This is a genomic window from Streptomyces sp. PA03-6a (genome assembly GCF_033792765.1).
Lineage (GTDB): Bacteria > Actinomycetota > Actinomycetes > Streptomycetales > Streptomycetaceae > Actinacidiphila.
In genome coordinates this window covers 1-25,862 of the sequence record NZ_JARAVK010000054.1, presented here as the reverse complement: position 1 = coordinate 25,862, position 25,862 = coordinate 1, and the positions used below count along the sequence as shown (strand labels likewise).

The following is a 25,862-nucleotide window of genomic DNA, read 5'->3' as shown; positions in this document are numbered from 1 at the left end:
CCTGCTCCTAGATGTGGGGGACGTCTTCGGGGATGTCGTAGAAGGTGGGGTGCCGGTAGACCTTGTCTGCGCTGGGCGTGAAGAAGGGGTCCTTCTCGTCCCGCGTGGACGCGGCGATGTGCTCCGAGCGCACCACCCAGATGCTCACGCCCTCGTTGCGCCGCGTGTACAGGTCGCGGGCGTGGGTGAGGGCCATGCGGTCGTCGGCCGCGTGCAGGGAGCCGACGTGGACGTGGTTCAGGCCGCGCTTGCCGCGGACGAACACCTCGTACAGGGGCCACTCGGCCCGGGTCGTGCTGTCGCCGGTGGTGCTCATGCCACGGCTCCTTCCTCTGCCCGGGCCGCCTGCTTGGCGGCGTGGGCGGTCGCGGCCTCGCGCACCCAGGCGCCTTCCTCGTGTGCGGAGCGGCGGCGTTCCATCCGCTCGGCGTTGCACGGCCCGTCGCCGCTGATGACGCGCTGCAGCTCCGACCAGTCGGGGGTGCCGAAGTCGTGCCGGCCGCGCTCCTCGTTCCAGCGCAGCTCCGGGTCGGGCAGGGTCACGCCGAGCTTGTCGGCCTGCGGGACGGTCATGTCGACGAACCGCCGGCGCAGCTCGTCGTTGCTGTGGCGCTTGATCTTCCAGGCCATCGACGCGGCCGAGTTGGGCGAGTCGCCGTCGGGCGGCCCGAACATCATCAGCGACGGCCACCACCAGCGGTCCACCGCGTCCTGCACCATCTCCCGCTGGGCCTGCGTGCCGCGCATCATCGTCATCAGCAGCTCGTAGCCCTGCCGCTGGTGGAAGGACTCCTCCTTGCAGATGCGCACCATGGCGCGGGCGTACGGCCCGTAGGAGGAGCGGCACAGCGGCACCTGGTTGCAGATCGCCGCGCCGTCGACGAACCAGCCGATGACGCCGACGTCGGCGAAGCTGAGGGTCGGGTAGTTGAAGATCGAGGAGTACTTCTGACGGCCCTCGATCAGACGCTGCGTGAGCTCCGCGCGGTCGATGCCCAGGGTCTCGGCGGCCGAGTAGAGGTACAGCCCGTGGCCGGCCTCGTCCTGGACCTTCGCGAACAGGATGGCCTTGCGGCGCAACGACGGGGCACGGGTGATCCACTCGCCCTCGGGCTGCATGCCGATGATCTCCGAGTGCGCGTGCTGCGCGATCTGCCGGATCAGCGTCCTGCGGTAGCCGTCGGGCATCCAGTCCCGCGGCTCGATGCGCTGGTCCCGCGCGATCGTGGCGTCGAAGTGCTCCTGGAGCGGCGCCTGCGCGCCCTCCGGCGGCACGGTGGCGTTCGGTGTGGTCATCGATACCAGCTTCCCCTACCGACCATTCGTTCGGTTACAGTCTGACGAACTTTGCCGCACCCGGCAAGCCCTGTGGACGACGGTCGCCCGCGGTCCGCCGAAGCCTGCGCTCACACCCGCTCCACCAGCATCGCCACACCCTGACCGACGCCCACGCAGAGGGTGGCGAGGCCGCGGCGGCCACCCTCGCGCTCCAGGCGGCCGAGGAGGGTGAGCAGGATGCGGGCGCCCGAGCAGCCCAGCGGGTGGCCGAGCGCGATCGCGCCGCCGTCGGCGTTGACCCGCTCCTCGTCCAGCTTCAGACGGCGGACGACCGCGAGGGCCTGGGCGGCGAAGGCCTCGTTGAGTTCGACGGCGTCCAGGTCGCCGGTCTGCCATCCGGCGCGGGCGAGCGCCTTCTCCGTCGCCGGGACGGGACCGAGGCCCATGAGGTGGGGCTCGACCCCGGCGGTGGCGGAGGTGACGATCCTGGCGCGGGGCGTGAGGCCGTACCGCTCGACGGCCGCGCGGCCGGCGACCACGAGAGCCGCGGCGCCGTCGGAGAGCGGCGAGGAGGAGCCGGCGGTCACGATGCCGTCCTTGCGGAAGATGGTGCGCAGGGTCCCGAGCTTCTCCAGGGTGGTGGAGGGACGCGGGCCCTCGTCACGGGTGACCTCGCCGTCCCTGACGGCGACCGGCACGATCTCGCGGTCGAAACGGCCGGCCTCCTGGGCCGCGACGGCCCGCCGGTGGCTGCGCAGCGCGAAGGCGTCGGAGTCGGCGCGGCTGATCCCGTCCAGGGCGGCGACCTCCTCCGCGGTCTCCCCCATGGACAGCGTGTCCTCGGCGGTGAAGCGCGGGTTGGTGAAGCGCCAGCCCAGGGAGGTGTCGTACACCTCGCCGGGCTTGGCCCACGGGGTGCCGGGCTTGGCCATCACCCAGGGGGCACGGGTCATGGACTCCACACCGCCGGCGACCACCAGGTCGGCCTCGCCGGAGCGGATCGCCTGCGCCGCCGAGGCGACGGCGGTGAGCCCGGAGGCGCACAGCCGGTTGACGGTGTAGCCGGGCACCGTGTGCGGCAGGCCGGCCAGCAGCACGGCCATCCGGGCGACGTCGCGGTTGTCCTCGCCCGCCTGGTTGGCGGCGCCGAGGATCACCTCGTCCACGGCCCCGGCCGGGATCCCGGCGCGGCTCACGGCCTCGCCGACCACCAGGGCCGCCAGGTCGTCGGGGCGCACGGAGGCCAGGGCGCCGCCGTAACGGCCCTGCGGGGTGCGCGCGCCGTCGATCAGGAAGACCTCGTCTGCGGGTAGCGCGGGGAGGTGCTGGGACATGCGTTCCACCTCTTGACAGGCAGTTCGGATGCTGGATTACCTTGGGTGCCGCACGCTAACCGAATGTTCGGTCGGTTCACAAGGGTGGTGACGATCGTGAGGGATGCCATGGACGCGACCAAGGGCCCGGCGGAGAGCATGTTCGCCGCCGACAAGGCGTCGCAGAGCCTGGGCATCGAGCTGCTGGAGACCGGCGAGGGCACGGCCGTGCTGCGCATGGCCGTCACGCCCGCGATGGTCAACGGGCACGGGATCGCCCACGGGGGCTACCTCTTCCTGTTCGCCGACACCGCCTTCGCCTGCGCCTGCAACAGCCACGGCCCGGTGACGGTGGCCGCCGGGGCGGACATCTCCTTCGTCGCCCCCGTCCACGAGGGCGACGAACTGGTCGCCATCGCACAGGAACGCACCCGCTTCGGCCGCAGCGGCATCTACGACGTGAGCATCCTGCGGGGCGACCAGGTGGTGGCGGAGTTCCGCGGGCGCAGCCGCAGCATCGGACGCACGAAGGAGAACGGATGAGCAGCGAGCCGACGGACCGGGCGACCGCGGGGGCGCGCCTGGGAGAGCCGCTCCCCGACGGCTTGCTGGACGCCGCCGAGAAGCTGGGCCCCGGAGAGCTGCGGGAGCTGCAGCTCACCCGGCTCCGGGCGACGCTGCGCCACGCGTACGACAACGTCGAGGCCTACCGGAAGAAGTTCGACGAGGCCGGACTGCGCCCCGAGGACTGCGCGGGCCTGGACGACCTGGCGCGCTTCCCGTTCACCACCAAGGCCGACCTGCGCGACAACTACCCCTTCGGCATGTTCGCCGTGCCCATGGACCAGGTGCGCCGCGTCCACGCCTCCAGTGGCACGACCGGCCTGCCGACCGTGGTGGGCTACACCGAGAACGACCTGTCCATGTGGTCCGACGTGGTGGCCCGTTCCATACGTGCCGCCGGCGGGCGCCCCGGCCACAAGGTGCACGTCTCCTACGGCTACGGCCTGTTCACCGGCGGCCTGGGCGCGCACTACGGCGCGGAGCGCGCCGGGTGCACGGTGATCCCCGCCTCCGGCGGCATGACGGCCCGTCAAGTGCAGATCATCCAGGACTTCCAGCCCGAGATCATCATGGTCACCCCGTCGTACATGCTGACCCTGCTGGACGAGTTCGAGCGCCAGGGCGTCGACCCGCGCGGCACCTCGCTGCGGATCGGCATCTTCGGCGCGGAGCCGTGGACGGAGGAGATGCGCCGGGAGATCGAGGAGCGCATGGACATCCACGCCGTCGACATCTACGGCCTGTCCGAGGTGATCGGCCCGGGCGTCGCCCAGGAGTGCGTGGAGACCAAGGACGGCCTGCACGTGTGGGAGGACCACTTCTACCCCGAGGTGGTGGACCCGATCACGGGCGAGCCGGTGCCGGAGGGCGAGGAGGGCGAGCTGGTCTTCACCTCCCTCACCAAGGAGGCGCTGCCGATCATCCGTTACCGCACCCGTGACCTGACCCGGCTGCTGCCCGGCACCGCGCGCCCCGCCTTCCGCCGCATCCAGAAGATCACCGGCCGCTCCGACGACATGATCATCCTGCGCGGGGTGAACGTCTTCCCCAGCCAGATCGAGGAGATCGTGCTGCGCACGCCCGGTGTGGCCCCGCACTTCCAGATCCGGCTCACCAAGCGCGGCCGCATGGACCACATGGAGGTCGTCGTCGAGGCGCGCCCCGACGCCGGGGCCGTGTCGCGCGAGGAGGCGGCACGCTCCATCGCGGCGGGCGTCAAGGACGGCGTGGGCGTCAGCGTCGAGGTGACGGTCGTCGACCCCGACACCGTCGAGCGGTCCGTCGGCAAGATCCGCCGCGTACGGGACCTGCGGGCCGGGTAGCGGCGCGCCCCCACACCCTCACACCCACACCCACACCCCCTCGGCTGTATCGCGTTGACATGCAGCCGTCCGGCTGCCTATGTTCGACAGGCAGCCGGACGGCTGCGTTTCCGGCGGCGGGGAAGCGGGATGGACGAGGTCTTCAAGGCGCTGGCCGACGCCAGCCGCCGGCGGCTGCTGGACAGCCTCAACGCACGCAACGGGCAGACCCTGCGCGAGCTGTGCGCGGGGCTGGACATGGCCCGCCAGTCGGTCAGCAAGCACCTGGCCGTACTGGAGGAGGCCCGGCTGGTCACCACGGTCCGGCGGGGCCGGGAGAAGCTGCACTACCTCAACGCCGCACCGATCAACGCCGTCGCCGAACGATGGATCGACCGGTACGACCGCGAGCGCGCGCGGGCGCTCGCCGACCTCCAGAGGGCATTGGAGCAGCCACCCATGAGCGAGTCCGCATTCGTCTACACGACCTACGTCCGCACCACGCCCGAGCGCCTCTGGCAGGCGCTGACCGACCCGGCGTTCACGCGCCGCTACTGGGGCGTCGCCTTCGAGACCGACTGGGCGGCCGGCTCGGCCATGGTCTGGGAGGAGGGCGGCGCCCGCACCGCCGATCCCGCCCAGGTCGTGCTGGAGTCCGATCCGCCGCGCCGGCTCTCCTACACCTGGCACACCTTCACCCCTCAGTGGGCTCGGAACGCGGGGGTGAGCGAGGAGGTCCGCGCCCGGCTGGCCGGGGATCGCCGCTCCCAGGTGACGTTCGAGATCGAACCGCTCGGGGAGACGGTCAGGCTGACCGTCGTCCACGAGGCCCACGACCCGGACAGCGGGGTGCTGGGCATGGTCTCCCAGGGCTGGCCCGCCCTCGTGTCGGGCCTGAAGACGCTGCTGGAGACGGGCGAGCCGCTGCCCGGGCCGCAAGGCCGCTGACCGCCCCGCCCCGCCCCGCCCCGCCCCGGCACATGGTGCGGGAGCCTCCTGCACCACGTGCCGGGGCGGGTCAGGTCAGTTGACCGCCAGGACCGCCGTGTTGTTGGTGGCGTCCGGGTCGTACGGGAACTCGCCGAACTCCGGGTGGATGCTCACCGCACCGGTCGTGCCGGGCACCGCGGTGTCGATCCGCAGCGAGAAGTCGTACGAGCGCTCGGTGTTCTCCAGCACCCAGTACGGCAGGGCGCAGTCGTAGCGCGGCGCCCCCGTCTCCTGCGGGTAGTAGCCGCCGGAGAGCGTGTGCGGGTCACAGCCGGACGGGACGCCGGTGACCTTGGTGCCCGCGGGGACGATCAGCCGGACCTTCGCGACGGGGTCGCCGGAGCCGAGGTTGCCGAGCCAGGCCGGGCCGTTGTTGCGGAACGTGAGCCGGGCCGTCACCGTCTCGCCCGCCGCACCGGTGACCGCGTCGCCGGTCACCGCGAAGTCCGCGGTGTTGTCGGCGCTGACGCCGACCACCGTGTAGTTGTCACGGCTCTCGAGGTCCTCGGCGCCCCCGCCGGGCTCGACGCTGATGTCGAGCCGCTCGTTCATCGCGTACGGGGCGAGCACCGCCTTGAGCTTCTTGGGCAGCCGGAATGAGTCCCCCGGCGCCAGCACCCGGTCGAAGGTGCACGTCGCGAAGGTCATCGGCGCGTACTCGCCGTCGTTCGACGTCGTGTAGGTGCAGCGCTTGTACTTGGTCAGCTTCTGGATGCCGTAGGAGGCCATGAACTTCAGCGTGAAGCCCTGCGCGCTCTCGTTGCCGTTGTTGGTCAGCCCGAACGGGAGCCGCACCGTGGCGCCGGGGGCGGCGTGCTGGACCGGGGCGATCTCCGCGAGCGACAGGTCCGGGCCGGAGGAGACGGTGAGCATGGTGTCGGAATCGCCCCGCGGGGCGGTGAGGGTGCCGTCGGGGCCGCCGACGGCGGTCGCCTCGTAGGTGATCCGGCCGGACACCCCGCCCGCCGCACCGTCCGCCGCGCGTACCGAGAGGTGGATCTGCCTGCTGTAGTCGCCGCCGATCACGGGCACCTCGGGCACGTGGCAGACGGCGATCGTGCCGCTGGGCGTGCAGTTCTCCGGCCAGGTCACCTCCGCGACGCCCGCGACCCCGGAGACGTCCACGGTGACCTCGCCGTCGGTGACCGTGAAGTTGTCGTTGTCGTGGTAGATGCCGATGTCGAGCGTGCGCGTCTGCGGTTCTCCGCCGCCCGTGCCGAGGGGCAGCGGCAGTTCGGACGGTGCGTTGATCCACAGCTGGTCGGTCTCGGCGGCGGCGGCGTGCGCGGGCACGGCGAGACCGGCCACGAACAGGCCGGCCGCCGCGACGGCAGAGGCTCCACGGCGCAGCGAGCGCCCGACGGAGTCAGATCGCATGACTCTTCCCCAAGGGTGTGGCCACATCAGTGGTGCACCGGGGTCTCCGGTGCACCCCTACGACGATCAAGGAAGAGCGAAGGTTGTACGGTCTTCCACCTCAACTCCGCATGATGAGGTCGCACTTCACGTCGCCCTCAGAGGCGCGCACGCAGGAAGGCCAGTGCCTCCTCGTCGTCGTCGACGGCGCCGCCCTCGTGCCCGTTCCAGGGCCAGACGGCGATCTCCTTGGGTCCCGCGTACGCGTTGTACGCGGCGAAGACCGTGGAGGGCGGCGTGATCTCGTCCATCAGGGCCGCGGAGAAGCGGGCCGGGACCCGGGCGCGGGCGGCGAAGTTGACGCCGTCGAAGTAGGACAGGGTGCGCATGGCCCGCTCGGCGTTGCCGCGGTGCACGGCGAGGTAGCGGCCGATCTCACGGTACGGGTCCGCGTCCGTGATCACCGTGGCCCGGGGGAAGTCGCACAGGAACGGCACGTGCGCCACCAGGGCGTGGACCTCCGGGGCGAGGGCGGCCACGGCGAGCGCGGTGCCGCCGCCCTGGCTCGCGCCGAGGACGGCGATCCGGCCGGGGTCCACCGAGGGCAGCGTGCGGACCGCGTCCACGGCGCGGACGGCGTCCGTGAACAGGCGGCGGTAGTAGTACGTGCGGGGGTCGTCGATGCCACGGGTCATCATCCCGGGGGCCTGCGGGCCCGTGGTGCCGGAGTCGGGGGTGTCGCCGCGGCTCCAGCCCGATCCCTGGCCACGGGTGTCCATGTGGAGGTGGGCGAAACCCGCCGACGCCCACAGCAGGTTGTCCAGGGCGTGGCCCCGGCCGCCGCCGTAGCCGACGTACTGGACGACCGCGGGCAGCGGTCCCTCGGCACCGTGCGGCAGCCGCAGCCAGGCCCGCACCGGCTCACCGCCGTAGCCGGGGAAGGTGACGTCGAAGACGCGCACCGTGTGCAGCCGCGGCCCGGGCGCGGGGGTGACGGTGACGGCCGCGGTCCCGGCGGCGCGCGACTCGGCGAGCGTCGTGCTCCAGAAGTCGTCGAAGTCGGCGGGCGCGGTCTGGGTGCTGCGGTGGTCCCGCAGTTCGGCCTCGGGGAGATCGGTGAACAACGTCGGCTCCGTGGTCAGGGGGCGAGAGGCCGGTAGTCGAACCAGTCGATGTCGGCGACGGCGGTGGAGGAGGCGCCGTGGGCGGTGGCGTACGGGCCGAGCCAGACGCCGAGGAAGCCGCCCGCGCGGGGCGAGCTGAGGAATCCGCCGTCCACGGAGGTCAGTTCGGCCTCCGCCTCGGGCCCGGCGCCGGCGGGGGCGTAGCGCAGCCCGTAGCGCTGGCCCTCGGCGTGGATGCGCAGGACCACCGGGCCAGCGGGCAACGGTGCCTGTGCGAGCAGGTGTTGCTCGCCCCGTGTCCGGACCGCGGCGAGCACGCGGCGGCCGCCGCGCCCGTCACCGGCCACCGCGAGCACCAGATGGTCCGCCTCGGACTGGCGGACGGCGAGCCCCGCCCACTCCTGCGGCGTCCCGGGCGCCACGTCGAGGAGCGCGGACACGCTGACCTCCTGGTGCTGCTGGCGCCGGCCCAGGAAGCAGGGGGTGCCGGCGTCGGCGAGCGTGGAGGGCCCGAGCGGCAGCCGCAGCGAGCCGGGACGTCCGGTGAGCGACCAGAAGGGTTCCCCGGTGCGCACCTGGTTCCACCGCGGGTCCAGCCGTGGGCCGTCGAAGTCGTCGCGCACCGGCTCCGGGTGGGGATCATGAGGGGACCCGGCGACCGCGGGCGGACGGAACGGGCCGAGCGTGGTGCCGACGCCGGGCGCGAAGAGCGGCCAGCCGTCCTCCCAGCGCACCGGGACGAGGAAGGTCTCCCGCCCGAGGTTGGGGTGGTACCCGCCGTACGGGCGGCTGCCCAGCAGCACCGCCCACCACTGCCCCTGCGCCGTGCGCACCAGGTCGGCGTGGCCGACGCCCACGACGGGGAAGTCACGGCCCAGGTGCCGGTGGGTGAACACCGGATTGGCCGGGTTCCCGGTGTACGGACCGGTGACGTGGTCGGCGCGGGCGACGCTGACGGCGTGCCCGTGCTCGGTGCCGCCCTCCGCCGCAAGCAGGTAGTAGCGGCCGTCCACCGCGTACAGGTGGGGCCCCTCGGCCCACACGGCGCCGTGCAGCGCCCCGCGCCACAGCAGGTGCTCGGGGCCGGTGAGGGTCAGCTCCGCGGCGTCGAACTCCCGCAGCCAGACGTCGGTCTGCCCCTCCCACTCCCCCGGTTCCGCGAGCCGCGTGCCGGTGCACCAGGCGCGGCCGTCGTCGTCGAAGAACAGGGAGGGGTCGATGCCGGGCGCGTCGTCCAGCCACACCGGGTCGCTCCACGGCCCGGCGGGGTCGGTGGCGGTGACGACGAAGGTGCCGCTCCGGCCGGTGCCGCCCACCAGGGTGGTCACGACGTAGAAGCGGCCCTGGTGGTGCCGGATCGTCGCGGCGAAGATCCCCTCGGAGGAGGCGACGGTGCCGAGGTCCACCTGCGAGGGCCGGTCCAGGACGTGCCCGATCGGCCGCCAGTGGACCAGGTCGCGGCTGTGGAACACCGGGATGCCCGGGAAGTACTCGAACGTCGAGTTCACCAGGTAGAAGTCGGCCCCGACCCGGCAGACGCTCGGGTCGGGATGGCAGCCCGGCAGGACGGGGTTGGCGACGTTCGCCGTCGACACGGCCGCCTCCCCCGTCCCTTCGGGCAGGCTCACCTGGACTCCTCCGGTACGCCGGTGACCAGCGCGTGCAGCCGCCGGGTGTGGTCCACCTGCCGCGCCGGGCCGGTGAGTTCCGCCCGTACGGTGAACCGGACGTCGGTGCTGGAGGCCGCCAGCCGCACCTCCAGCTCCCCCGGTTCCACGACGCGGCGGCCGTCCCGGCCGGTGAAGGCGGCGACGTCGGCGGGGACCGTGACGCCGATGCGCCGCGCCTCGCCCGCCTCCAGCGGCACCCGGAGGTAGCCGACGAGCCGCTGCACCGGCTGGACGACGGAGGCGATCGGGTCGTGCAGGTAGACCTGGACGACCTCGCTGCCCGCGCGACCGCCGGTGTTGCGGACGGTGAAGGACAGTTCGACCTCGCCGTCGGTGCCGGTGACGGCCCGGCCGTCGGCGCCGCCGTGCACCTGCGGCGCCGACCACTCGAAGGCCGTGTACGTCAGCCCGTGGCCGAAGCCGAAGGCCGCGGCCGGGTCGATGTTGGAGACCTCGCTGGCCCGCGCGAGCGGCGCGGCGAGGTAGGTGGAGGGCTGGACGCCCGGGTGCCGGGGCACGCTCACCGGCAGCCGCCCGGACGGGTTGATCCGCCCGCTCAGCACTCCGGCCAGAGCCGGGGTGCCCTCCTGTCCCGGGAAGAAGGTCTGGACGACGGCCGCGGCCTCCTCCACGGCCCGTCCGAGGGCGTACGGGCGGCCGGCCAGCAGGGTGAGCACGACGGGCGTCCCCGTGTCGAGGAGCGCGTCGAGCAGCCGCTGCTGCACGCCGGGCAGGGTGAGCGACTCCGCGTCGCAGCCCTCGCCGCTGGTGCCGCGGCCGAAGAGCCCGGCGCGGTCGCCCAGCGCGGCGACCACCACGTCGGCGTCCAGGGCCGCGCGCACGGCCGCCGCGATGCCGGAGACATCGCTGTCATCGACGCCGCAGCCCGCCACGGTCACGATCTCGGAGCCGGGGAACTCCGCCACCAGGGCCTGGCGCAGCGTGGGCAGGTCGATGCCGAGCGGGGTGTCCGGGTGCTGGGCGCCGACGTGCACGGGGAAGGAGTAGCAGCCCAGCACGGCGGTCGGGGTCTGCGCCTGGGGACCGACGAGCGCGATGCGGGCGGGCCGCCCCAGGGGCAGGGTGCCGTCGTTGCTCAGCAGGACGGCGGACCGCTCGGCGAGGCGCCGCGACAGGTCCCGGTGGGCGGCGGAGTTCAGGTCGACCGTGCCGCGCAGGCCCTGCGGGTCGGTGAGGTCGGCCCCGGCGAGCGCGGACGGCACCGGGCTCCACCCGGGGTCGAGCAGGCCGAGCTGCGCCTTCTGGGTCAGGACGCGGCGCAGCGCGCGGTCCACGAGCTTCTCGTCGACCAGGCCCGCGGCGACGGCGTCCCGCAGCGGCTGCCCGAAGGTCTTGACGGTGGGGAGCTCCACGTCCACGCCGGCGTGCAGCGCGGTGCCCGCGGCGTCCGCCCAGTCGGCCGCGACGCCGTGCAGGGTCTTGAGGAAGGCGATCCCGAAGTAGTCGGCGACCACGGTCCCGTCGAAGCCCCAGGTGTCCCGGAGCAGCCCCGTGAGCAGTTCCTCGTCGGCGGCCGAAGGGACGCCGTCGGTGTCGGTGTACGCGTGCATCACGGACCGGACGCCGCTCTCCCGGACCGCCATCTCGAAGGGCGGCAGGACGACGTCGGCGCGCTCGCGCGGGCCCATGCTGACCGGCGCGAGGTTGCGCCCGGCGCGGGAGGCGGAGTAGCCGGCGAAGTGCTTCAGGGTGGCCACGATGCCCGCGGACTCCAGGCCCTGGATGTACGCGGTGGCGATGGTCCCGACGAGGTACGGGTCCTCGCCGATCGTCTCCTCGACCCGGCCCCAGCGCGCGTCGCGCACGACGTCGAGGACCGGGGCCAGACCCTGGTGGACGCCGACGGAGCGCATGTCGCGGCCGATGGCCGCGGCCATCACCCGGACCAGCTCGGGGTCGAAGGAGGCGCCCCAGGACAGCGGGACGGGGTAGGTGGTCGCTCCCCAGGCCGCGAAGCCCGCGAGGCACTCCTCGTGGGCCATGGCCGGGATGCCGAACCGGTTGGCCCCGGCGATCCGCTGCTGGGTGCGCATCAGGGACAGCGCGCCCAGGGCGGGGTCGACGGGGACGGTGCCGAAGGGGCGGGTGAGCTGTCCGAGGCCGTCCGGCAGGAGGTCGTCCAGACGGGGCGGCTCGTCCATGTCGTGCTGGTGGGGGGCCACTTCGGCGCCCTCGCTGGAGGCGCCGACCCAGACGCCGTAGAGCTGGGCGATCTTCTCGCCCAGGGTCATGTCGCGGATCAGCGCCTCGACGCGGGAGTCGGCGGTCACGTTGTCGTTCACTTTCCTCCGACGCCCATGAGCCCCTGCACGAGGGCACGGCGGGCGAACAGGTAGACGAGCAGGACGGGGATCGTGGACAGCACCACCGCGGCCAGCAGGCCGGGGATGTTGATGCCGTACTGGGTCCGGAAGTTGTAGAGGCCCAGCGTGATCACCTTGGTCTCCTCGGACTGGGTGAGCACGAGGGGGAAGAGGAAGCCGTTCCACGCCTGCAGGGCGGAGAAGACGACGATCGTCGACAGTCCGCTGCCGGACAGCGGCAGGACGAGCTGGAAGAAGGTCCGCCGGACGGAGGCGCCGTCCATGGCCATCGCCTCGAACAGGTCGGAGGTGATGTCGCGCATCGTGCCGGTCAGGATCAGCGTGCACACCGGCAGGCAGAACGCCGCCGTCGGCAGGATGACGCCGATGAGGTTGTCGTAGAGCCCGGCCTTGCTGATGACGTAGAACATCGGGACGATCACGGCCTGCGCGGGGATGGCCAGGCCCAGCAGGAAGAGCCGGAACACCCCGGAGGTGCCGCGACCCCGGTTGCGGACGATGGTGAACGCCAGCGGCGGCACGAGCAGCAGCACGATGGCCACCACGCTGACCGTGACGACGACCGTGTTGAGGAAGTACTGCCCGAAGCCGTTGCTGAAGTCCTGGACGTAGTTGTCCAGCGTGAAGGAGCGGGGGAAGGCCAGCGGGCCGCCCGCGCTGTACGCCTCGCGCGTCTGCACGGTGGCGCCGAGCATGACGTACAGCGGCAGGCCCACCAGCGCGAGCCACAGCAGGGCGCCCAGGCCCGCCAGGTAGTTGGGGCGGCGCCTCATCAGAGCCCCTCCTTGGTGCCGGCCATCTTGTCGTAGCCGGAGACGCGGACGACGATCAGCGAGATCACGGTGGCGACGACGACGAGCATCAGCGCGACCGCGGCGCCCGCGCCGAAGTCGAACCCCTTGAAGGCCTTGTCGTACATGTAGTAGGCGCTGATGGTGGTGTCGGTGCCGGGGCCGCCCTGGGTGAGGATCAGCACCGTGTCGAAGGTGGTGAGACCGCCGACGATCATCAGGATCATCGAGGTGATGATCGAGTTGCGCAGCTGCGGCAGCGTGATGTGGAAGAACTGCCGTACGGTGCCGGCGCCGTCGATCTGCGCGGCCTGGTAGAGCACCTGCGGGATCGCCCGGGTCGCGCCCTGGTAGATCAGGGCGTGGAACGGGGTGAACTGCCAGGTGCTGACGAACACCAGCACGCCGATCGCGGCGGTCTGCGTGCCGAAGAGGTTGCCGTCGCCGAACAGCCAGCGCGCCTGCGAGGGCACACCGAAGTTCGGGTCGAGCAGCGCGCGCCACAGCACCGACACGGCGGTCGCGGACAGCAGCAGCGGCACGAAGAAGACCGCCGACAGCACGGCGCGGTTGCGCTGGGGACCGGCCGCCCACACGCCGAGCAGGATGCTCAGCGGGGTCTGGACGACGACGCCCAGCACGGTGAGCAGCACGCTCAGCCAGAGGCTCTTGATCATGACGGGGTCCTGGAAGACCCGGACCCAGGTGTCGAAGCCCGCGAACTCGGGCGAGCCCAGTCCGCTCCAGGTGGTGAAGGACAGGACCGCCACCAGCACCAGCGGCACGACGGCGAACAGAGCGAAGAAGATCGTGGCGGGGAGCGCCCAGGCGAGGCCCGGCCGGCCGATGGTACGGCCGACCGGGCGCTGCGTCTGCCGCTTGCCCGTCACGGAGGCAGCGAGGGAGACCATGCGGGACGTCGCTCTCAGGAGGTGGGCAGGGCCTGCATGGCCTTGATGAAGCCGTCCGCGTCGACCTGGCCGTTGAAGAACTGCTGCACGGCCTGGTGGATCGGCGTGATGCCCGACGGCGGGTAGGCCTGGTCCCACGACAGCTGGAACGAGGGCGCCTTCTGGACCAGGTCGAACTGGTACTTGAGGTAGTCCGGGTTGTCGGCCGAGTCGAGGAACTTGGTGGTGTTCGTGGTGGTCGGCAGGTTGCCGATGGCCAGCTGCTGCTTCACGAAGTCGTCGGAGTACATCAGCTTGAGGAAGTCCGCGACGGCTTCCGGGTGCTCGGTCTTCTTCAGCACCGAGTAGAAGTTGTTGGTGTTGCCGACGACGTTCGCGGCGTCACCCTTGCCGCCGGTGACGGTCGGGAAGTTGGTGTAGCCGAGGTCGTTCTTGGCGAAGTCCGGGCTGGCGTCCTGCTGCGTGGAGTACTCCCACGAGCCCATGAGCTCGAAGCCGGCCTTGCCGCTGGCGAGGAGCTGGGGCGAGCCGCCGTCGGTGAACTTCACCGAGTCGAAGTTGGTGCCGAAGGCGCCGGCGTCGATGAGCTCCTTGAGCATGCCCAGCGCCTTCTTGCTGTCCTCGCTCTCCCAGGCGCTCTTGTCGCCACCGAGCGCCTTGGTGAACAGCTCCGGGCCGGCGACGCGGTCGTAGAGGTACTCGAACCACATCAGCGTCGGCCACTGGTCGCCGCCGCCGAGCGCGATCGGGGTGACGCCCTTGGCCTTGAGCTTCTTGACCGCGTCGATGAGCTCGTCCCAGGTCTGCGGGGGCTGCACGCCGGCGTCGGCGAGGACCTTCTTGTTGTTGAACATCAGCACCGGCTGGGTGCCGCGCATCGGCACGCCGTAGGACTTGCCGTCGACGACCGCCGTGTTGAAGACCGAGGACAGGAAGTTGTCCTTCAGGCCCGGGTCCTTCTTGATGAAGTCGTCGAGCGGGAGCAGCAGACCGGCCTTCACGAACGGCTGGATGCTGCCGCCACCCCAGTTGAAGAAGACGTCGGGGGCCTGCTTGGTGTTGATGACGGTCTGCAGCTTCTGCTGGTAGTCCGCACCGGGGACCGTGTCGAGGACGGCCTTGACCTTCGAGGTCTTGTTGAACTCGGCGACGATCGCCTTCTCCACCTTGTTCGCGGAGTCGCCGTACACGAGGACGTGAATCGTCCCGGAATCGCCCCCCGCGGAGGCGCCATCACCGCCGCAGGCGGTCAGGGTCAGGCCCAGTGCCAGTGTCGCGCCGCCGGCGACGGCACGGGGGAACCACGCACGCTTCTTCATGATCGACCTCTCGAAAGTTTCGGCCGCTTTGCCGAAATTCGCCTGACGACGGACCGTAGGCTCCCTCTTCGCCGGGGTCAACAGCGTGGAATTGACGCGACCAAACCGTTACCGAATGGCGGTGCTCTATCCTGTGCCGCATGCGTGATGATGAGACCGAGGGCCGTATCACCCTGGCCGACGTGGCTTCGAAAGCGGGCGTGTCACTTTCGACAGTTTCGAAGGTGCTCAACGGACGTCCCGATGTGGCCGCGCCGACCCGGAGCAAGGTCGAGCGCCTCCTGGAGGCGAACGGCTACCAGCGCCCCTCCCCCACCCAGCCCGAGTCGCGGCTGATCGAGATCGTCTTCCACGAGCTCGAGAGCGTCTGGGCGATGGAGCTCATCCGGGGCGTGGAGAACGTCGCCAAGAGCCGCAACATGAGCGTGGTGCTCACCGAGAGCGGCACCCGCCACGCCCCCGGCCCCGAGTGGATCGAGGGCGTGCTGCGCCGCCGGCCGCTCGGCGTCGTCCTGGTCTTCTCCTCGCTGCCCGACGACATCAAGCGCAAGCTGCGCTCACGGGCCATCAACTTCGTGATCATCGACCCGGCCGGCGACCCCGAACCCGACGTCCCGTCCGTGGGCTCGGCGAACTGGGCCGGCGGCGTCGCGGCCACCCGGCACCTCATCGACCTCGGCCACCGCCGCATCGGCATCATCACCGGGCCCGACGACATGCTCTGCTCCCTGGCCCGCCTGGACGGCTTCCGCTCGGCCATGGGCATGGCGGGGCTCACCGTCGACAACGACCTGATCCGCTACGGGGACTTCCACGTCCAGGGCGGGCACGACGGGGCCATCGCCCTGCTGGAGCGGCCCGACCCGCCGACCGCCATCTTCGCCGGCAGCGACCTGCAGGCGCTCGGCGTCCTGGAGGCGGCCCGGGTCAAGGGTCTGCAGGTGCCGCGCGACCTGTCCGTGGTGGGCTACGACGACATCCCGCTCGCCCAGTGGGCGAGCCCGTCGCTCACCACCGTCAACCAGCCGCTGGTCGAGATGGCCGAGGAGGCCGCCCGGATGCTGCTCCGGCTGTCCCAGCCCGACGAGGTCGGCGACAAGAGCAACACCCGTATGGAGCTGGGCGTCAGACTGGTCGTCAGGAAGAGCACGGCACCGCCGCGCGACGCCGGGGCGACGCGCGGGGACTGACCCCCGGAAGGGCGCGGAGCAGGCGCACGGCATCGCCGGCGGGGGCGCGGGGCACCCTCGCGGACGACGGTGTGACGAAGGCCACACCCGATGTCAACGCCTTTCGGAGTGGCGGTGATTACCGCGGGCGGGTGGCGGGAAATGCTCGCTATGGCCGAGGCCGAGAGCCCGGTCTGCCCCGCTGGTGGGCGTTCTTCTGAGGGGGAGATGCACCCATGCGCACCCATGCACGACACAGCCGCGGCGAACGCACGCTGGTGGCGCTCGAGGAGGAGCACGAACGTCGCGAGCCGTTCGAGCTGCTGACGGCGGACGACGCCGAAGACGCCTTCGACGACGAAGGCTTTGAGATCTTCCGGGTGCACTGCCCCGACTGTGCCCGCCCGATCGCGCTCTTCACCGACGAGGACGTCCTGCCGCAGCACGCACTGTGCGCCTCGCCGTGGAACCCCTTCGGGCTGACGGTCTGCCCCGGCTCGGGGCGTGCCACCGCCGAGGCCTCGCCGGCCCCCGGCGACGCCCGGGACGACGACACGGAGTGGGGCGCGCTGCTGACGCTCCCCGCCGGGCTGGACTGGCGCACGCAGCCCTTCTCCCACGTGGGCGGACCCGGTTCGCAGCCGATCCGCGTGCCGTTCCAGCGCGCGGCCTGACCCGCGCCCACCGTACGCACGGTGCCGCGCCGCCCCCGCCGGGCGGCGCGGCACGACCGTCTCAGCGCTCCTTGCTCTCCGGGCCTGCGAGGCTGCGGGCGATCACCATGCGCTGGATCTGGTTGGTGCCCTCGACGATCTGCAGCACCTTGGCCTCGCGCATGTACCGCTCGACGGGGAAGTCGGCGGTGTAGCCGTAGCCCCCGAGCAGCTGCACCGCGTCCGTGGTCACCTGCATCGCGGCGTCCGTGCAGAACAGCTTGGCCATGGCCGCCTGCCGGGAGAACGGCCGGCCCGCGTCCCGCAGCCGGGCGGCCGCGAGGTACAGCGCCCGGCCGGCCTCGATCTTGGTGGCCATGTCGGCGATCATGAAGCGCAGCCCCTGGAAGTCCACGACGGGACGGCCGAACTGCTGCCGGGTCATCCCGTACGCGAGCGCCTCGTCGAGCGCGGCCTGGGCGACGCCGATGGCGCAGGCGGCGATGCCGAGGCGGCCGGAGTCGAGCGCGGCCAGCGCGATGGTGAAGCCCTGGCCCTCGTCGCCGACGCGGCGGCTGTCGGGGACGGTCACGCCGTCGAAGTGGACCTGGGCCGTGGGCGAACCCTTCATGCCCATCTTCTTCTCCGGGACCGCCGCGGTCAGGCCCTCCGCGTCGCCGGGCACCAGGTACGCGGTGATGCCGCGCGGGCCCTCGGCGCCGCTGCGGGCCAGCACCGTGTAGAAGTCCGCGACACCGCCGTGGGTGATCCACGCCTTGGTGCCTTCGATCCGCCACGCGTCGCCCTCGCGGGTGGCACGGGTCCGCAGGGACGCGGCGTCGGAGCCGGAGGAGGGCTCGGAAAGGCTGTAGGCACCGAGCAGGGAGCCGCCGAGCATGGCCGGCAGGTGCTCGGTGCGCTGCTCCTTGCTGCCGAACTGGGCGACCGCGTGGCAGGCCAGGGTGTGCACGCTCACCCCGAGACCGACGGTCAGCCGCGCCGCCGCCAGTTCCTCCAGGACCTGCAGGTAGACCTCGTACGGCTGGCCACCGCCGCCGTACTCCTCCGGGTAGGGCAGTCCGAGCAGCCCCGCCTCGCCGATGAGGCGGAAGACCTCGCGCGGGAAGACGCCCGCGTCCTCCTCCTCGGCCGCCTTGGGCTTGATCTCCCGCTGGGCCAGCTCGCGTACGAGCGCGAGCAGGTCGCGGGCCTCCTCGGTGGGAAGCTGTCGGTCCACCGGCTGAAGGCCGTCGTGGGACATGGCGGCACTCTCCTCCCTGTCGGGCGCTGCGGCGGCGTCCGCACAGGGTGTGGCGGCGCTACCGGGTTGTCGACCGTAGACCGATGGTCTCCTGCCGGGTCACGGCATGGTCCGACCTGCGGCTTCGGCGCGTTGGAGTATGCCCGATCGGAGGTGTCGGAGTCACGGGGTGCCAGGCCCTCCGGAGCGTGCGGCGGCGGATTTTTTCATACCGCGCGCCCGTGGGCGGGCTTTTCGCAAGGCTGTACAGGTCATGGGGCCGTTCGGGTTAGCGTCGTCCCGCGCGCGGTGCGCGTGCGGGGCGTGTGTCGCCCGCGCCAGGAGTCGAGGAAAGGTGATGCCGGTGTCCGTGTTCCGTGCGTGGGGCCCGAAGGTGGCCGCGGTGGCGGTCGTCGCGCTGGCGGTGGCGGGCTGCGGCGGCCAGGACACGGATGCGGCGGGCGGTCCGGTCGCCCTGGAGCGGATCGGCGAGGCCGTCGGGTGCACCCCGCAGCTGCAGACCGACGTGAAGGAACTGCGCCAGGGGGCGTGCACGACGGCACGCGGTGCCTATGTGATGCTCACCTTCACCAGCGAGGCCGGCCAGAAGTCGTGGCTGGAGGAGGCGGAGCCGTACGGCGGCTCCTACCTGATCGGGGAGCGCTGGGTGGTGGAGGCGGATCCCGAGGCGCTGGCGCCGGTGCGCGAGAAGCTGGGCGGCAGGGTCGAGGAGGGGGCGCACCACGGCGGCCACTCCGCCGCGTCGCCCTCGGCACCCGCGTCCGCCACGAGCCGCTAGCGGGCCGGGAAGGCCCCGCCCCGTCGCCCTCCGCGGCGCTCCGCAAGCGCGGCCGCCGGTCGGACCGCACCGTCAAGTCCCGAACATCAGCGACGTGACGTGCACCGACGGCCGAAGCCTACTGGAGGCGTGTGCGCGACCTGCCGACCGGCGGGACCTGCACGCACCCGCCCCCGCAGGGAGCCTCCCCATGCCCCGCATCCCCCGTCGCACCGCCGGCACCTCGTGCCGCAGCATCCAGCCGGACGAGGCCGAACGGAGCGCCGTGGAGCGCATGTTCGCCGCACGCCTGCCGGTCGCCGGGGCCGCGTGACCCCCGGCCGCGGCAGGGCGGGGCCCGGCACACGTCGGCCTGCGCCTCATGTGCCGGGCCGCCCTCGGCCGCGGGCTCGTGGGGGGGGCGGGTCAGACCTCCAGGTCGGCTTCGATGCGCCTGAGCTGGTGGCGGGCCATCGCCAGGTTCGCCCGGTCCTTGTCCAGCGCCACGTAGAGGAACAGCCCCTTGCCCGAGCGGCCGGTCAGCAGCCGGATCATGTGGATCTGGGTGTTGAGCGTGATCAGGATGTCCTCGATGTGCTCCTTGAGGTTGAGCATCTCCATGGTGCGCATCTTGGCGCGGACCACGTCGGTGTTGCCCGCGGCCGCGACGGTCAGGTCGAGGTCCTTGGAGCCCCCGAGGGTACCCAGGGCCATGCCGCTGCCGTAGTCCACGAGAGCGACGCCCAGGACGCCCTCGATCGACGTCATTACATCCTTCAGCGCGGTCTCGGTGTTGGCCATTGCGGTCTCACTTCCTTGTCGTTGAGTTCTCTGACGTGACGAATGCCTGGGTCCGGTAACGGCGCGGCCGCGTGCGGTGCCCGACGGCTTGTCGGCTGATGAGCTGGGTCCTGCGGTCATTTCCGCTCCTGACGTTGGAGCGCGAGGTCGACGAGATCCTCGATCCGTCGACTGGACCGGCGTGCCTCCAGGTGCAGGCGGCCCACGTTGGAGCCGGGTCCCGCCACCAGGGCGAGGGCCATGGCCCCGCCGGCGGCGTACGCGGCGATGTACCCGCGGTCGCCCCTGACGAGCAGTTCCCGGAAGCCGCCGCATTCGGTGGCCTCCGTGATGCGGGCCGCCACGCCCAGTGCCGCGGCGGTCAGCGCGGCGACCCCCTCCGGTTCCGGCCCGCTCAGGTCGTGCGCGACGACCAGGCCGTCGACGCTGGCGACGAGCCCGCCCGTAAGGTGCGGCACCCTCGCCCGCAGGCTCCGGAGTTCGGCCAGTACATCGGCTTCGAGTGCCACCAGCTGTCTCCTTCCGGCGAGCTGCCGCAGAGCCTTCCTCCACGGTCGTTCGGCGGGCGCCGGGCGGGTCGGCAGGGCGCTCACAGGCGGGCCTCCAGGGCGGCACGAAGTCGTAGCAACAGGGCGACTGAGGGATCGGAGGACGACAGGACCGCCGGCTGCGGCCCGCCGTGGGCGAAGGGCGTGGGCGCCACCGGTGGCAGCGGCGCGGGCGGCACCGGCGCGGGCGGCACCGGCGCGGGCGGCACCGGCGCGGGCGCTGGGCGCGCCGGAGCCGCGGGTGCCTGGGCGCGGACCGGCATGCTGATCCGGCCGGTCGCGGCCAGCCGACGGACGTCCAGCAGGGTCGCGAAGGCGGAACGTCCCAGGTGCCAGGCGATCTGGACCGGCGTACGGGATCCGTCCGCCGCCGCCAGCACCGCCTGCTGGGCGGGCGTGGGGGCCCTGGCCCGGCCGCCCCGCGCCTCGCCCTCGGAGCGGGGGACGACGGGGCCGGCGTCGGTGTCGTCCCACGGCCAGGCCCGCTCCAGTTGCGCGCGGCGGCGCTGCGCCTCCCTGGCCACGCGCTGGGCGGGGACCGGCCGGGAGATGGGACCCAGCCGGGAGGTGGCACCCGGCTGGAACCGGTCCGGTTCCGAGTCGGGCAGCAGGGTGAAGTAGGCGGCGTCGAAGAGCGCCAGCAGGTGGCACAGCTCGAGCTCCCCGCGGGCCACCCGCCCGCTGTCGACGAGGTGTCCGCCGACGCCGCGCTCGGCGCTCGCGGTGGTGACCGCCTCGCGCCACTGGTCCGGGGAGAGCAGCCCGCAGGCCATGAGCCGTACCCCGAGGTCGGGGGCGCAGGGGCTCTCGGCGTGGACGATCGCCCCGTCGCGCAGGTAGACCGCCCCCGCCGATCCGTACAGGGCCCCGCTGGCCCCCGCCTCCGCGAGCCGGGCCAGTGCGGCGGTGAAGGCGTACGCGCCCACCACCCCGGCGCGGACCTGGGCCGGCGCGCTGCCGCGCGCCGGAATGCGCCGGGGTAGACCGCGCACGGCCAGTGCCGGCCGCCCCGCCTCCGTGCCCGTCATACGAGCACCAGCCGCTCGGCGATGGACTGCAGCCCGAGCCGTGCGACGGCAAGGTTGGCCATCGACCGGTCCAGCCACAGGTAGAGGATGACGTCGCTGTCGAAGGAGGTGTCGAGGAAGCGGATGAGGTGGTAACTCCCCGGGGCGGTGATGATGATGTCCTCGACCGGCACCCTTCCGGACTCCTTCGCGGTGAAGGTGCCGCCCTCCACGACCGCCCGCGCCGCCTCGGTGGTGTCCGCGGCGGCCGCCTCGTGACCGTGTCCCGGCTCCTGCCCGACCGCCCCGAGGAGCAGGCCGCTGCTCCAGTCGACCACGCTCGCCCCGAGCACACCGGGAATCGCCAGCGCCTCGGAAAGGCACTCGTCTATGCCGGGCACGCGCACCCCTTCGCCGCCACTTCTGGTATACGGAACAGCACGGAACGTTACTCATCCCGTACGCGAAAAAGGTGAGTTGGGGCATTTTCCGGAGGCATGTGCGGGCGACTCGCTAGGATTCGCCGCCCCTTGTGATCAGTCGGCGCAATTGTCCTCGGGACCGCCCCTGGCGATCCGTGCGAGGACGCCCAGCGCGTCGCCCAGGACCTGCGGGGACGGCGAGGCGAGGCCGATCCGTACGGCGTGCGGCGCACTGCCGCGGCCCGCGGCGAAGGCGGCCGCGGGGGTGACGGCGATGCCCTGCCGGGCGGCGGCCGCGACGAAGGTGTCGGCGCGCCAGGGCCCGGGCAGCCGCCACCAGCAGAAGCAGGCACGCGGATCCGCCGTGACCGAGAACCCGGCGAGGCGCTCGGCGGCGATGCGGGCCCGCGCGGCCGCGTCGCGCCGCTTGGCCGCCACCACCGCGTCCACGGCGCCGTCGGCGATCCACCGGCAGGCGGCGGCCAGCGCGAAACCGGAGGCCGCCGTGCCCGCCGAGCGCAAGGCCGCGGAAACCGGGGCGGATAGCTCCCGCGGAGTGACCGCGACGCCGGCGGTGAGCCCGGGGGCGAGCCGCTTGGAGAGGCTGTCGACCAGGACCACACGGTCGGGGGCGAACGCCGCGAGCGGCGGCGGGGCGTCCGCGGCGAGGAATGCCCAGACCGCGTCCTCGACGGCGTGCAGGCCCAGCCGGCCGAGGGTGTCGGCGAGTTCGGCCCGGCGGCCCTCCGGCATGGTGACGCCGAGCGGATTGTGCAGGGTGGGCTGGGTGTAGAGCGCGTGCAGCGGGGCGGCCCGGTGCAGTTCCGCGAGGGCGTCGGGACGCATGCCGTGCTCGTCGCAGGCGACGGGGACGAGGGCGATCCCGAGCCGTGTGGCGAGCGCCTTGACCACGGGGTAGGTGAGCGCCTCCACGGCGAGCCGGCCGCCGGGCGGGACGAGCGCGGCCAGGGCGGCGGCGATGGCCTGGCGTCCGTTGCCCGCGAAGAGCAGCCGCCCGGGGTCGGGGCGTGGGCCGGTGCGGGCGAGCAGTTCGGCGAAGGCGTCGCGCGCGGCCGGGCTGCCCGCGGCCGTCAGCGGGCGCAGCGCGGCGCCGAGGACGTCGGGGCGCTGCAGCGCTGCGAGCCCGGGGGCGAGCAGCTGCGACTGGCCCTCGGCGACGGGGTGGTTCAGCTCCAGGTCGATCCGCTGGGGTGCCGGCTCGGCGAGGGCGGGCCCCGTGGCGGGCGATGCGGCACGCACGAAGGTGCCGCGCCCCACCTCGCCCACGACCAGGCCGCGGCGGGCGAGTTCGGCGTAGACGCGGATCGCCGTGGAGTTGGCGATGCCGCGCTGCCGCGCGAAGGTCCGCTGCGGTACGAGCCGGTCGCCGGGGCGCAGCCGTGCGGCGGCGATGTCGGCCGCCACGGCGTCGGCGACCGCGCGGTAGTCGTCCCTCACTGTTCCTCCCGTGGAGCGATTCCCCTATTGCACCGAGAGCAAAGATGCTATTGCACCGAGCGCGGAGGGGAACCTAGCATCGCGGTCAACTCCCCTGCGGGAAGGGGAGTATGCGAGACGAGGAGATCCCCTTGGCGACGGCACAGGTCAACGGCGTCACACTGGCGTACGACGACGAGGGGGACGGGCCCGGCACCCCCCTGGTGCTGGTGCACGGCCATCCCTTCGACCGCTCGATGTGGGCCCCGCAGGTCCCCGCGGCGGCGGCCGGCCGCCGGGTGGTCGTGCCGGACCTGCGCGGCTACGGCGCGAGCGAGGTCGTCCCGGGGGTCACCCCGCTGGAGACCTTCGCCCGCGACATCGCCGCCCTGATGGACCGCCTGGGCGTGCCGGAGGCCGTCGTCGGCGGGCTGTCGATGGGCGGTCAGATCGTCATGGAGTTCCAGCGGCTGTTCCCCGGCCGGGTGGCCGGGCTCGTGCTCGCCGACACCTTCCCCGGCGCCGAGACGGCGGAGGGGAGGCGGGCCCGGGACGCGATGGCGGAGCGGCTGCTGGCCGAGGGCATGGCCGGCTACGCCGGCGAGGTGCTCGACCGGATGATCACGCCCCGCAACGTGACCGCGCTCCCAGAAGTGGCCGCGCACGTGCTGCGGATGATGCGCGGCACCTCCCCCGAGGGCGCCGCGGCGGCCCTGCGCGGCCGGGCCCGGCGGCCCGGCTACGGGACCGTGCTGACCGCGGTCCGGGTGCCCACGCTGATCGTGGTCGGCCGGGACGACGTCTACACCCCCGTCGCCGAGGCCGAGGCCATGCACGCGGCCGTCCGCGGCTCGCGGCTCGTGGTCGTCGAGGACGCCGGGCACCTGCCGAACCTGGAGCGGCCCGAGGAGTTCAACGACGCTCTGCGGCGGTTCCTCGACGTCCTCGACGTGCGTCCCTGAGCCGGTGGGCGCCGTGCCCCGCCCGCGTGCTCAGGGCGTGGTGTCGACCAGCGAGAGCGAGTGGAGGCGGTCGGGCGGGCCGGGCCTCGCGTAGTACCAGCCCTGCGCGGTGTCGCAGCCCAGCGCGCGCAGGTGCTCGGCCTGGGTGCCGGTCTCAACGCCCTCCACCGTCACCGACAGCCCGAGGGTGTGCGCCAGGTCGACGACGATCTCCACGATCTTCACGTCCACCGGGTCGGCCTGCTGCTGCTGCATCCCGCGCGTGAAGGAGCGGTCGAGCTTGAGCGTGGTGATGGGCAGCCGGCGCAGCGAGGCGAGGTTGGAGTAACCGGTGCCGAAGTCGTCGAGGGCGATGGCCATGCCGAGCTCGGCGAACTCCCGCAACGGGCGCAGCAGTTCCTCGTCGGCGCCGATGAAGGCGCTCTCGGTGACCTCCAGGCACAGCGCGGTCGGCTCCAGCCCGGCGTCCTTGATCACCGCGAGGGTCTCCGGGACGAGGCCGGGGTGGCCGAGCTGGGCCGGGGAGAGGTTGACGTTGATCCGCAGCGGGTGGCCGTCGCTGCGCGGGAACTGCCAGTCCCGGGCCTGCCAGGCGGCCTGCTGCAGCACCCAGTGGCCGAGCGGCACGATCAGCCCGGTGCTCTCGGCGAGCGGGATGAACTGGTCCGGACCGAGGATCCCGTGCACCGGATGGCACCAGCGCACCAGTGCCTCGGCGCCGCGGACGCTGCCGTCGCCGAGCCGTACCAGGGGCTGGTACTCGATGAAGAACTCGCCGCGCTCCAGGGCCGTCGGCAGCCGGTTGGTCAGCCCGTGCCGGGTGATGGCGCGCGCGTCGGAGTCGGGGTCGGCCAGCTCGAAGCGGTTCCCGCCCGCGGCCTTGGCCCGGTACATCGTGATGTCGGCGCTGCGCAGCACCTCGGCGGGGCCCAGGGAGCCGGCCTGGCCCTCGACGATGCCGATGCTGCACCGTACGGACAGCTCGCGGCCGTCCACCCGGATCGGGTCGGCCAGCGCGGCCAGGATCAGGTCGGCGAGGCCGGTGATGTCGGCGCGGCTGGCGGGGTTGACGACCAGTGCGGCGAACTCGTCCCCGCCGATGCGGGCCACGAGCTGGTCGGGCGAGGTGACGCAGGCCTGGAGGCGTTCGGCGACGGCGACCAGGAGCCGGTCGCCGATGGCGTGGCCGAGGCTGTCGTTGACGTCCTTGAAGCCGTCCAGGTCGAGGTAGCAGACGCCGACGCCCACGCCCTCGGGGCCGTTCAGCGTCTGCTCCAGGCGCTCGAAGAAGAGGTTGCGGTTGGCCAGGCCGGTGAGCGCGTCGTGGGTCGCCTCGTGCCGCAGCCGCTCGCTGAGCAGGCGCTCCTCGGTGATGTCCTCCATCAGCGCGAGCATGTACTGCGGGGTCCCGCCGGCGTCGCGCAGCAGGGAGACCGTCAGGTTGGTCCACAGCGCGGTGCCGTCGGGCCGGTAGTAGGCCTTCTCGATGCGGTAGTGGTCGCGCTCGCCCCGGTTGAGCTGGCGCTGCATCTCCCAGACCTCGGGGGCGTCGTCGGGGTGCGCCCAGTCGTAGACGTTCCTGCTGCGGATGTGCCGTTCCAGGCCGCCGAACATGGTGGTGAGGGCGGCGTTGACGTCCAGGATGCGGCCGTCCATGTCGGCGATGCCGATGCCTATGGAGGCGTCCTGGAAGACCGCCCGGAAGCGGACCTCGCTCTCGTGCAGGGCCTGCTCGGTGGCGGCCCGGGCGGCGAGCGCCGCCTTGGAGAGGGCCTCCTGCTCGGTCCGCGTGCGTTCCTGCAGGGCGCGGGCGTACCCGGCGGCCACCCAGTGCTGCAGGCGGTTGCAGCGGGTGCGGCCGTCCTCGGGGAACAGGGCGGGTC

The 25,862-nt window shown here is 72.7% G+C and carries 25 protein-coding genes; 8 read left to right on the top strand and 17 right to left on the bottom strand.

Annotated elements, in window-relative coordinates; all coding sequences use genetic code 11:
- Window positions 1-7: 7 nt before the first annotated feature.
- From paaB to PV350_RS15600, 3 genes are all read right to left on the bottom strand, one after another.
- Window positions 8-316 (bottom strand): 1,2-phenylacetyl-CoA epoxidase subunit PaaB, encoded by a 309-nt coding sequence (gene paaB, locus PV350_RS15610; protein ID WP_319136252.1) that lies wholly within the window; start codon window positions 314-316, stop codon window positions 8-10.
- Complete coding sequence (paaA, locus tag PV350_RS15605; protein ID WP_499515559.1) at window positions 313-1,296, bottom strand: 1,2-phenylacetyl-CoA epoxidase subunit PaaA; 984 nt, start codon at window positions 1,294-1,296, stop codon at window positions 313-315. The genes paaB and paaA overlap by 4 nt, the downstream gene beginning before the upstream one ends.
- 110 nt (window positions 1,297-1,406) lie before the next feature.
- Complete coding sequence (locus tag PV350_RS15600; protein ID WP_500334370.1) at window positions 1,407-2,612, bottom strand: thiolase family protein; 1,206 nt, start codon at window positions 2,610-2,612, stop codon at window positions 1,407-1,409.
- 108 nt (window positions 2,613-2,720) lie between these two features.
- On the opposite strand from PV350_RS15600, the gene paaI reads away from it, so the two are divergent.
- The 3 genes from paaI (at window position 2,721) to PV350_RS15585 (ending at window position 5,404) form a co-directional block, all read left to right on the top strand.
- Entirely contained in the window at window positions 2,721-3,134 is a 414-nt protein-coding gene (gene paaI, locus PV350_RS15595) for a hydroxyphenylacetyl-CoA thioesterase PaaI (protein ID WP_499515557.1), read from the top strand.
- Window positions 3,131-4,477: a phenylacetate--CoA ligase PaaK gene (gene paaK / locus PV350_RS15590; RefSeq protein ID WP_500334368.1), complete on the top strand. Its 1,347-nt coding sequence runs from the start codon at window positions 3,131-3,133 to the stop codon at window positions 4,475-4,477. Before paaI ends, paaK begins: the two co-directional genes overlap by 4 nt.
- 129 nt (window positions 4,478-4,606) lie before the next feature.
- Entirely contained in the window at window positions 4,607-5,404 is a 798-nt protein-coding gene (locus PV350_RS15585) for an ArsR/SmtB family transcription factor (RefSeq protein WP_500334366.1), read from the top strand.
- Between the two features lie 75 nt (window positions 5,405-5,479).
- On the opposite strand, the gene PV350_RS15580 is transcribed toward PV350_RS15585, so the two are convergent.
- The 7 genes from PV350_RS15580 to PV350_RS15550 form a co-directional block, all read right to left on the bottom strand.
- The gene (locus tag PV350_RS15580; RefSeq protein WP_500334364.1) at window positions 5,480-6,823 is read right to left on the bottom strand and encodes a COG1361 family protein; all 1,344 of its coding nucleotides are present in this window, start codon (window positions 6,821-6,823) and stop codon (window positions 5,480-5,482) included.
- A 137-nt stretch (window positions 6,824-6,960) separates the two neighbouring features.
- On the bottom strand, window positions 6,961-7,926 hold the full coding sequence (locus tag PV350_RS15575) for an acetylxylan esterase (protein WP_499515553.1): 966 nt from the start codon (window positions 7,924-7,926) through the stop codon (window positions 6,961-6,963).
- 14 nt (window positions 7,927-7,940) lie between these two features.
- On the bottom strand, window positions 7,941-9,554 hold the full coding sequence (locus PV350_RS15570) for a glycoside hydrolase family 43 protein (protein WP_499515552.1): 1,614 nt from the start codon (window positions 9,552-9,554) through the stop codon (window positions 7,941-7,943).
- Window positions 9,551-11,848: a beta-xylosidase/alpha-l-arabinosidase gene (locus tag PV350_RS15565; protein WP_500334386.1), complete on the bottom strand. Its 2,298-nt coding sequence runs from the start codon at window positions 11,846-11,848 to the stop codon at window positions 9,551-9,553. Before PV350_RS15565 ends, PV350_RS15570 begins: the two co-directional genes overlap by 4 nt.
- A 47-nt stretch (window positions 11,849-11,895) precedes the next feature.
- Complete coding sequence (locus PV350_RS15560) at window positions 11,896-12,714, bottom strand: carbohydrate ABC transporter permease (protein ID WP_499515550.1); 819 nt, start codon at window positions 12,712-12,714, stop codon at window positions 11,896-11,898.
- Window positions 12,714-13,643 carry a carbohydrate ABC transporter permease gene (locus PV350_RS15555; protein ID WP_500334361.1) on the bottom strand — a complete coding sequence of 310 codons (930 nt, stop codon included), beginning with the start codon at window positions 13,641-13,643 and terminating at the stop codon, window positions 12,714-12,716. The genes PV350_RS15560 and PV350_RS15555 overlap by 1 nt, the downstream gene beginning before the upstream one ends.
- A 14-nt stretch (window positions 13,644-13,657) precedes the next feature.
- The gene (locus PV350_RS15550; protein ID WP_499515548.1) at window positions 13,658-14,962 is read right to left on the bottom strand and encodes an ABC transporter substrate-binding protein; all 1,305 of its coding nucleotides are present in this window, start codon (window positions 14,960-14,962) and stop codon (window positions 13,658-13,660) included.
- Between the two features lie 140 nt (window positions 14,963-15,102).
- Between PV350_RS15550 and PV350_RS15545 the strand changes: the two genes are divergently transcribed.
- Window positions 15,103-16,152 carry a LacI family DNA-binding transcriptional regulator gene (locus PV350_RS15545; protein WP_499515547.1) on the top strand — a complete coding sequence of 350 codons (1,050 nt, stop codon included), beginning with the start codon at window positions 15,103-15,105 and terminating at the stop codon, window positions 16,150-16,152.
- Window positions 16,153-16,367: 215 nt separating this feature from the next.
- On the top strand, window positions 16,368-16,805 hold the full coding sequence (locus tag PV350_RS15540) for a hypothetical protein (RefSeq protein WP_499515546.1): 438 nt from the start codon (window positions 16,368-16,370) through the stop codon (window positions 16,803-16,805).
- A gap of 61 nt (window positions 16,806-16,866) precedes the next feature.
- Here the strand turns inward: PV350_RS15540 and PV350_RS15535 are convergent, their stop codons facing one another.
- A complete protein-coding gene (locus tag PV350_RS15535; protein ID WP_499515545.1) occupies window positions 16,867-18,045 on the bottom strand; it encodes an acyl-CoA dehydrogenase family protein in 1,179 nt (392 codons plus the stop codon).
- A 343-nt stretch (window positions 18,046-18,388) separates the two neighbouring features.
- On the opposite strand from PV350_RS15535, the gene PV350_RS15530 reads away from it, so the two are divergent.
- Both PV350_RS15530 and PV350_RS15525 read left to right on the top strand, forming a co-directional pair.
- A complete protein-coding gene (locus PV350_RS15530) occupies window positions 18,389-18,823 on the top strand; it encodes a hypothetical protein (RefSeq protein ID WP_499515544.1) in 435 nt (144 codons plus the stop codon).
- 190 nt (window positions 18,824-19,013) lie between these two features.
- Window positions 19,014-19,136, top strand: a complete 123-nt coding sequence (locus PV350_RS15525; protein WP_499515543.1) for a hypothetical protein — start codon at window positions 19,014-19,016, stop codon at window positions 19,134-19,136.
- A 92-nt stretch (window positions 19,137-19,228) separates the two neighbouring features.
- Here the strand turns inward: PV350_RS15525 and PV350_RS15520 are convergent, their stop codons facing one another.
- From PV350_RS15520 to PV350_RS15500, 5 genes are all read right to left on the bottom strand, one after another.
- Window positions 19,229-19,603 carry a hypothetical protein gene (locus PV350_RS15520; RefSeq protein ID WP_089223338.1) on the bottom strand — a complete coding sequence of 125 codons (375 nt, stop codon included), beginning with the start codon at window positions 19,601-19,603 and terminating at the stop codon, window positions 19,229-19,231.
- Between the two features lie 116 nt (window positions 19,604-19,719).
- Complete coding sequence (locus PV350_RS15515; RefSeq protein WP_089223339.1) at window positions 19,720-20,112, bottom strand: roadblock/LC7 domain-containing protein; 393 nt, start codon at window positions 20,110-20,112, stop codon at window positions 19,720-19,722.
- 80 nt (window positions 20,113-20,192) lie between these two features.
- Window positions 20,193-21,179, bottom strand: a complete 987-nt coding sequence (locus PV350_RS15510; RefSeq protein WP_500334357.1) for a transcriptional regulator — start codon at window positions 21,177-21,179, stop codon at window positions 20,193-20,195.
- Window positions 21,176-21,559 carry a hypothetical protein gene (locus tag PV350_RS15505; protein WP_499515541.1) on the bottom strand — a complete coding sequence of 128 codons (384 nt, stop codon included), beginning with the start codon at window positions 21,557-21,559 and terminating at the stop codon, window positions 21,176-21,178. Before PV350_RS15505 ends, PV350_RS15510 begins: the two co-directional genes overlap by 4 nt.
- A gap of 135 nt (window positions 21,560-21,694) precedes the next feature.
- Window positions 21,695-23,038: an aminotransferase-like domain-containing protein gene (locus PV350_RS15500; protein WP_500334355.1), complete on the bottom strand. Its 1,344-nt coding sequence runs from the start codon at window positions 23,036-23,038 to the stop codon at window positions 21,695-21,697.
- A 131-nt stretch (window positions 23,039-23,169) separates the two neighbouring features.
- Between PV350_RS15500 and PV350_RS15495 the strand changes: the two genes are divergently transcribed.
- Window positions 23,170-23,979 (top strand): alpha/beta fold hydrolase, encoded by an 810-nt coding sequence (locus tag PV350_RS15495; RefSeq protein ID WP_499515539.1) that lies wholly within the window; start codon window positions 23,170-23,172, stop codon window positions 23,977-23,979.
- 30 nt (window positions 23,980-24,009) lie between these two features.
- Here PV350_RS15495 and PV350_RS15490 read toward each other — a convergent pair.
- Window positions 24,010-25,862: putative bifunctional diguanylate cyclase/phosphodiesterase (locus PV350_RS15490; RefSeq protein ID WP_500334353.1), on the bottom strand; the 1,853-nt coding region annotated here is incomplete at its 5' end.

Bases quoted from the DNA above. Each gene is read 5' to 3' on its own strand.
- PV350_RS15545 (WP_499515547.1), top strand. From the start codon at position 15,103: ATGCGTGATGATGAGACCGAGGGCCGTATCACCCTGGCCGACGTGGCT.
- PV350_RS15565 (WP_500334386.1), bottom strand. From the start codon at position 11,848: ATGACCCTGGGCGAGAAGATCGCCCAGCTCTACGGCGTCTGGGTCGGC.
- PV350_RS15525 (WP_499515543.1), top strand. From the start codon at position 19,014: ATGCCCCGCATCCCCCGTCGCACCGCCGGCACCTCGTGCCGCAGCATC.
- PV350_RS15535 (WP_499515545.1), bottom strand. From the start codon at position 18,045: ATGTCCCACGACGGCCTTCAGCCGGTGGACCGACAGCTTCCCACCGAG.
- PV350_RS15585 (WP_500334366.1), top strand. From the start codon at position 4,607: ATGGACGAGGTCTTCAAGGCGCTGGCCGACGCCAGCCGCCGGCGGCTG.
- PV350_RS15540 (WP_499515546.1), top strand. From the start codon at position 16,368: ATGCGCACCCATGCACGACACAGCCGCGGCGAACGCACGCTGGTGGCG.
- PV350_RS15560 (WP_499515550.1), bottom strand. From the start codon at position 12,714: ATGAGGCGCCGCCCCAACTACCTGGCGGGCCTGGGCGCCCTGCTGTGG.
- PV350_RS15580 (WP_500334364.1), bottom strand. From the start codon at position 6,823: ATGCGATCTGACTCCGTCGGGCGCTCGCTGCGCCGTGGAGCCTCTGCC.
- PV350_RS15550 (WP_499515548.1), bottom strand. From the start codon at position 14,962: ATGAAGAAGCGTGCGTGGTTCCCCCGTGCCGTCGCCGGCGGCGCGACA.
- paaK (WP_500334368.1), top strand. From the start codon at position 3,131: ATGAGCAGCGAGCCGACGGACCGGGCGACCGCGGGGGCGCGCCTGGGA.
- paaI (WP_499515557.1), top strand. From the start codon at position 2,721: ATGGACGCGACCAAGGGCCCGGCGGAGAGCATGTTCGCCGCCGACAAG.
- PV350_RS15520 (WP_089223338.1), bottom strand. From the start codon at position 19,603: ATGGCCAACACCGAGACCGCGCTGAAGGATGTAATGACGTCGATCGAG.
- paaA (WP_499515559.1), bottom strand. From the start codon at position 1,296: ATGACCACACCGAACGCCACCGTGCCGCCGGAGGGCGCGCAGGCGCCG.
- PV350_RS15600 (WP_500334370.1), bottom strand. From the start codon at position 2,612: ATGTCCCAGCACCTCCCCGCGCTACCCGCAGACGAGGTCTTCCTGATC.
- paaB (WP_319136252.1), bottom strand. From the start codon at position 316: ATGAGCACCACCGGCGACAGCACGACCCGGGCCGAGTGGCCCCTGTAC.
- PV350_RS15555 (WP_500334361.1), bottom strand. From the start codon at position 13,643: ATGGTCTCCCTCGCTGCCTCCGTGACGGGCAAGCGGCAGACGCAGCGC.
- PV350_RS15510 (WP_500334357.1), bottom strand. From the start codon at position 21,179: ATGACGGGCACGGAGGCGGGGCGGCCGGCACTGGCCGTGCGCGGTCTA.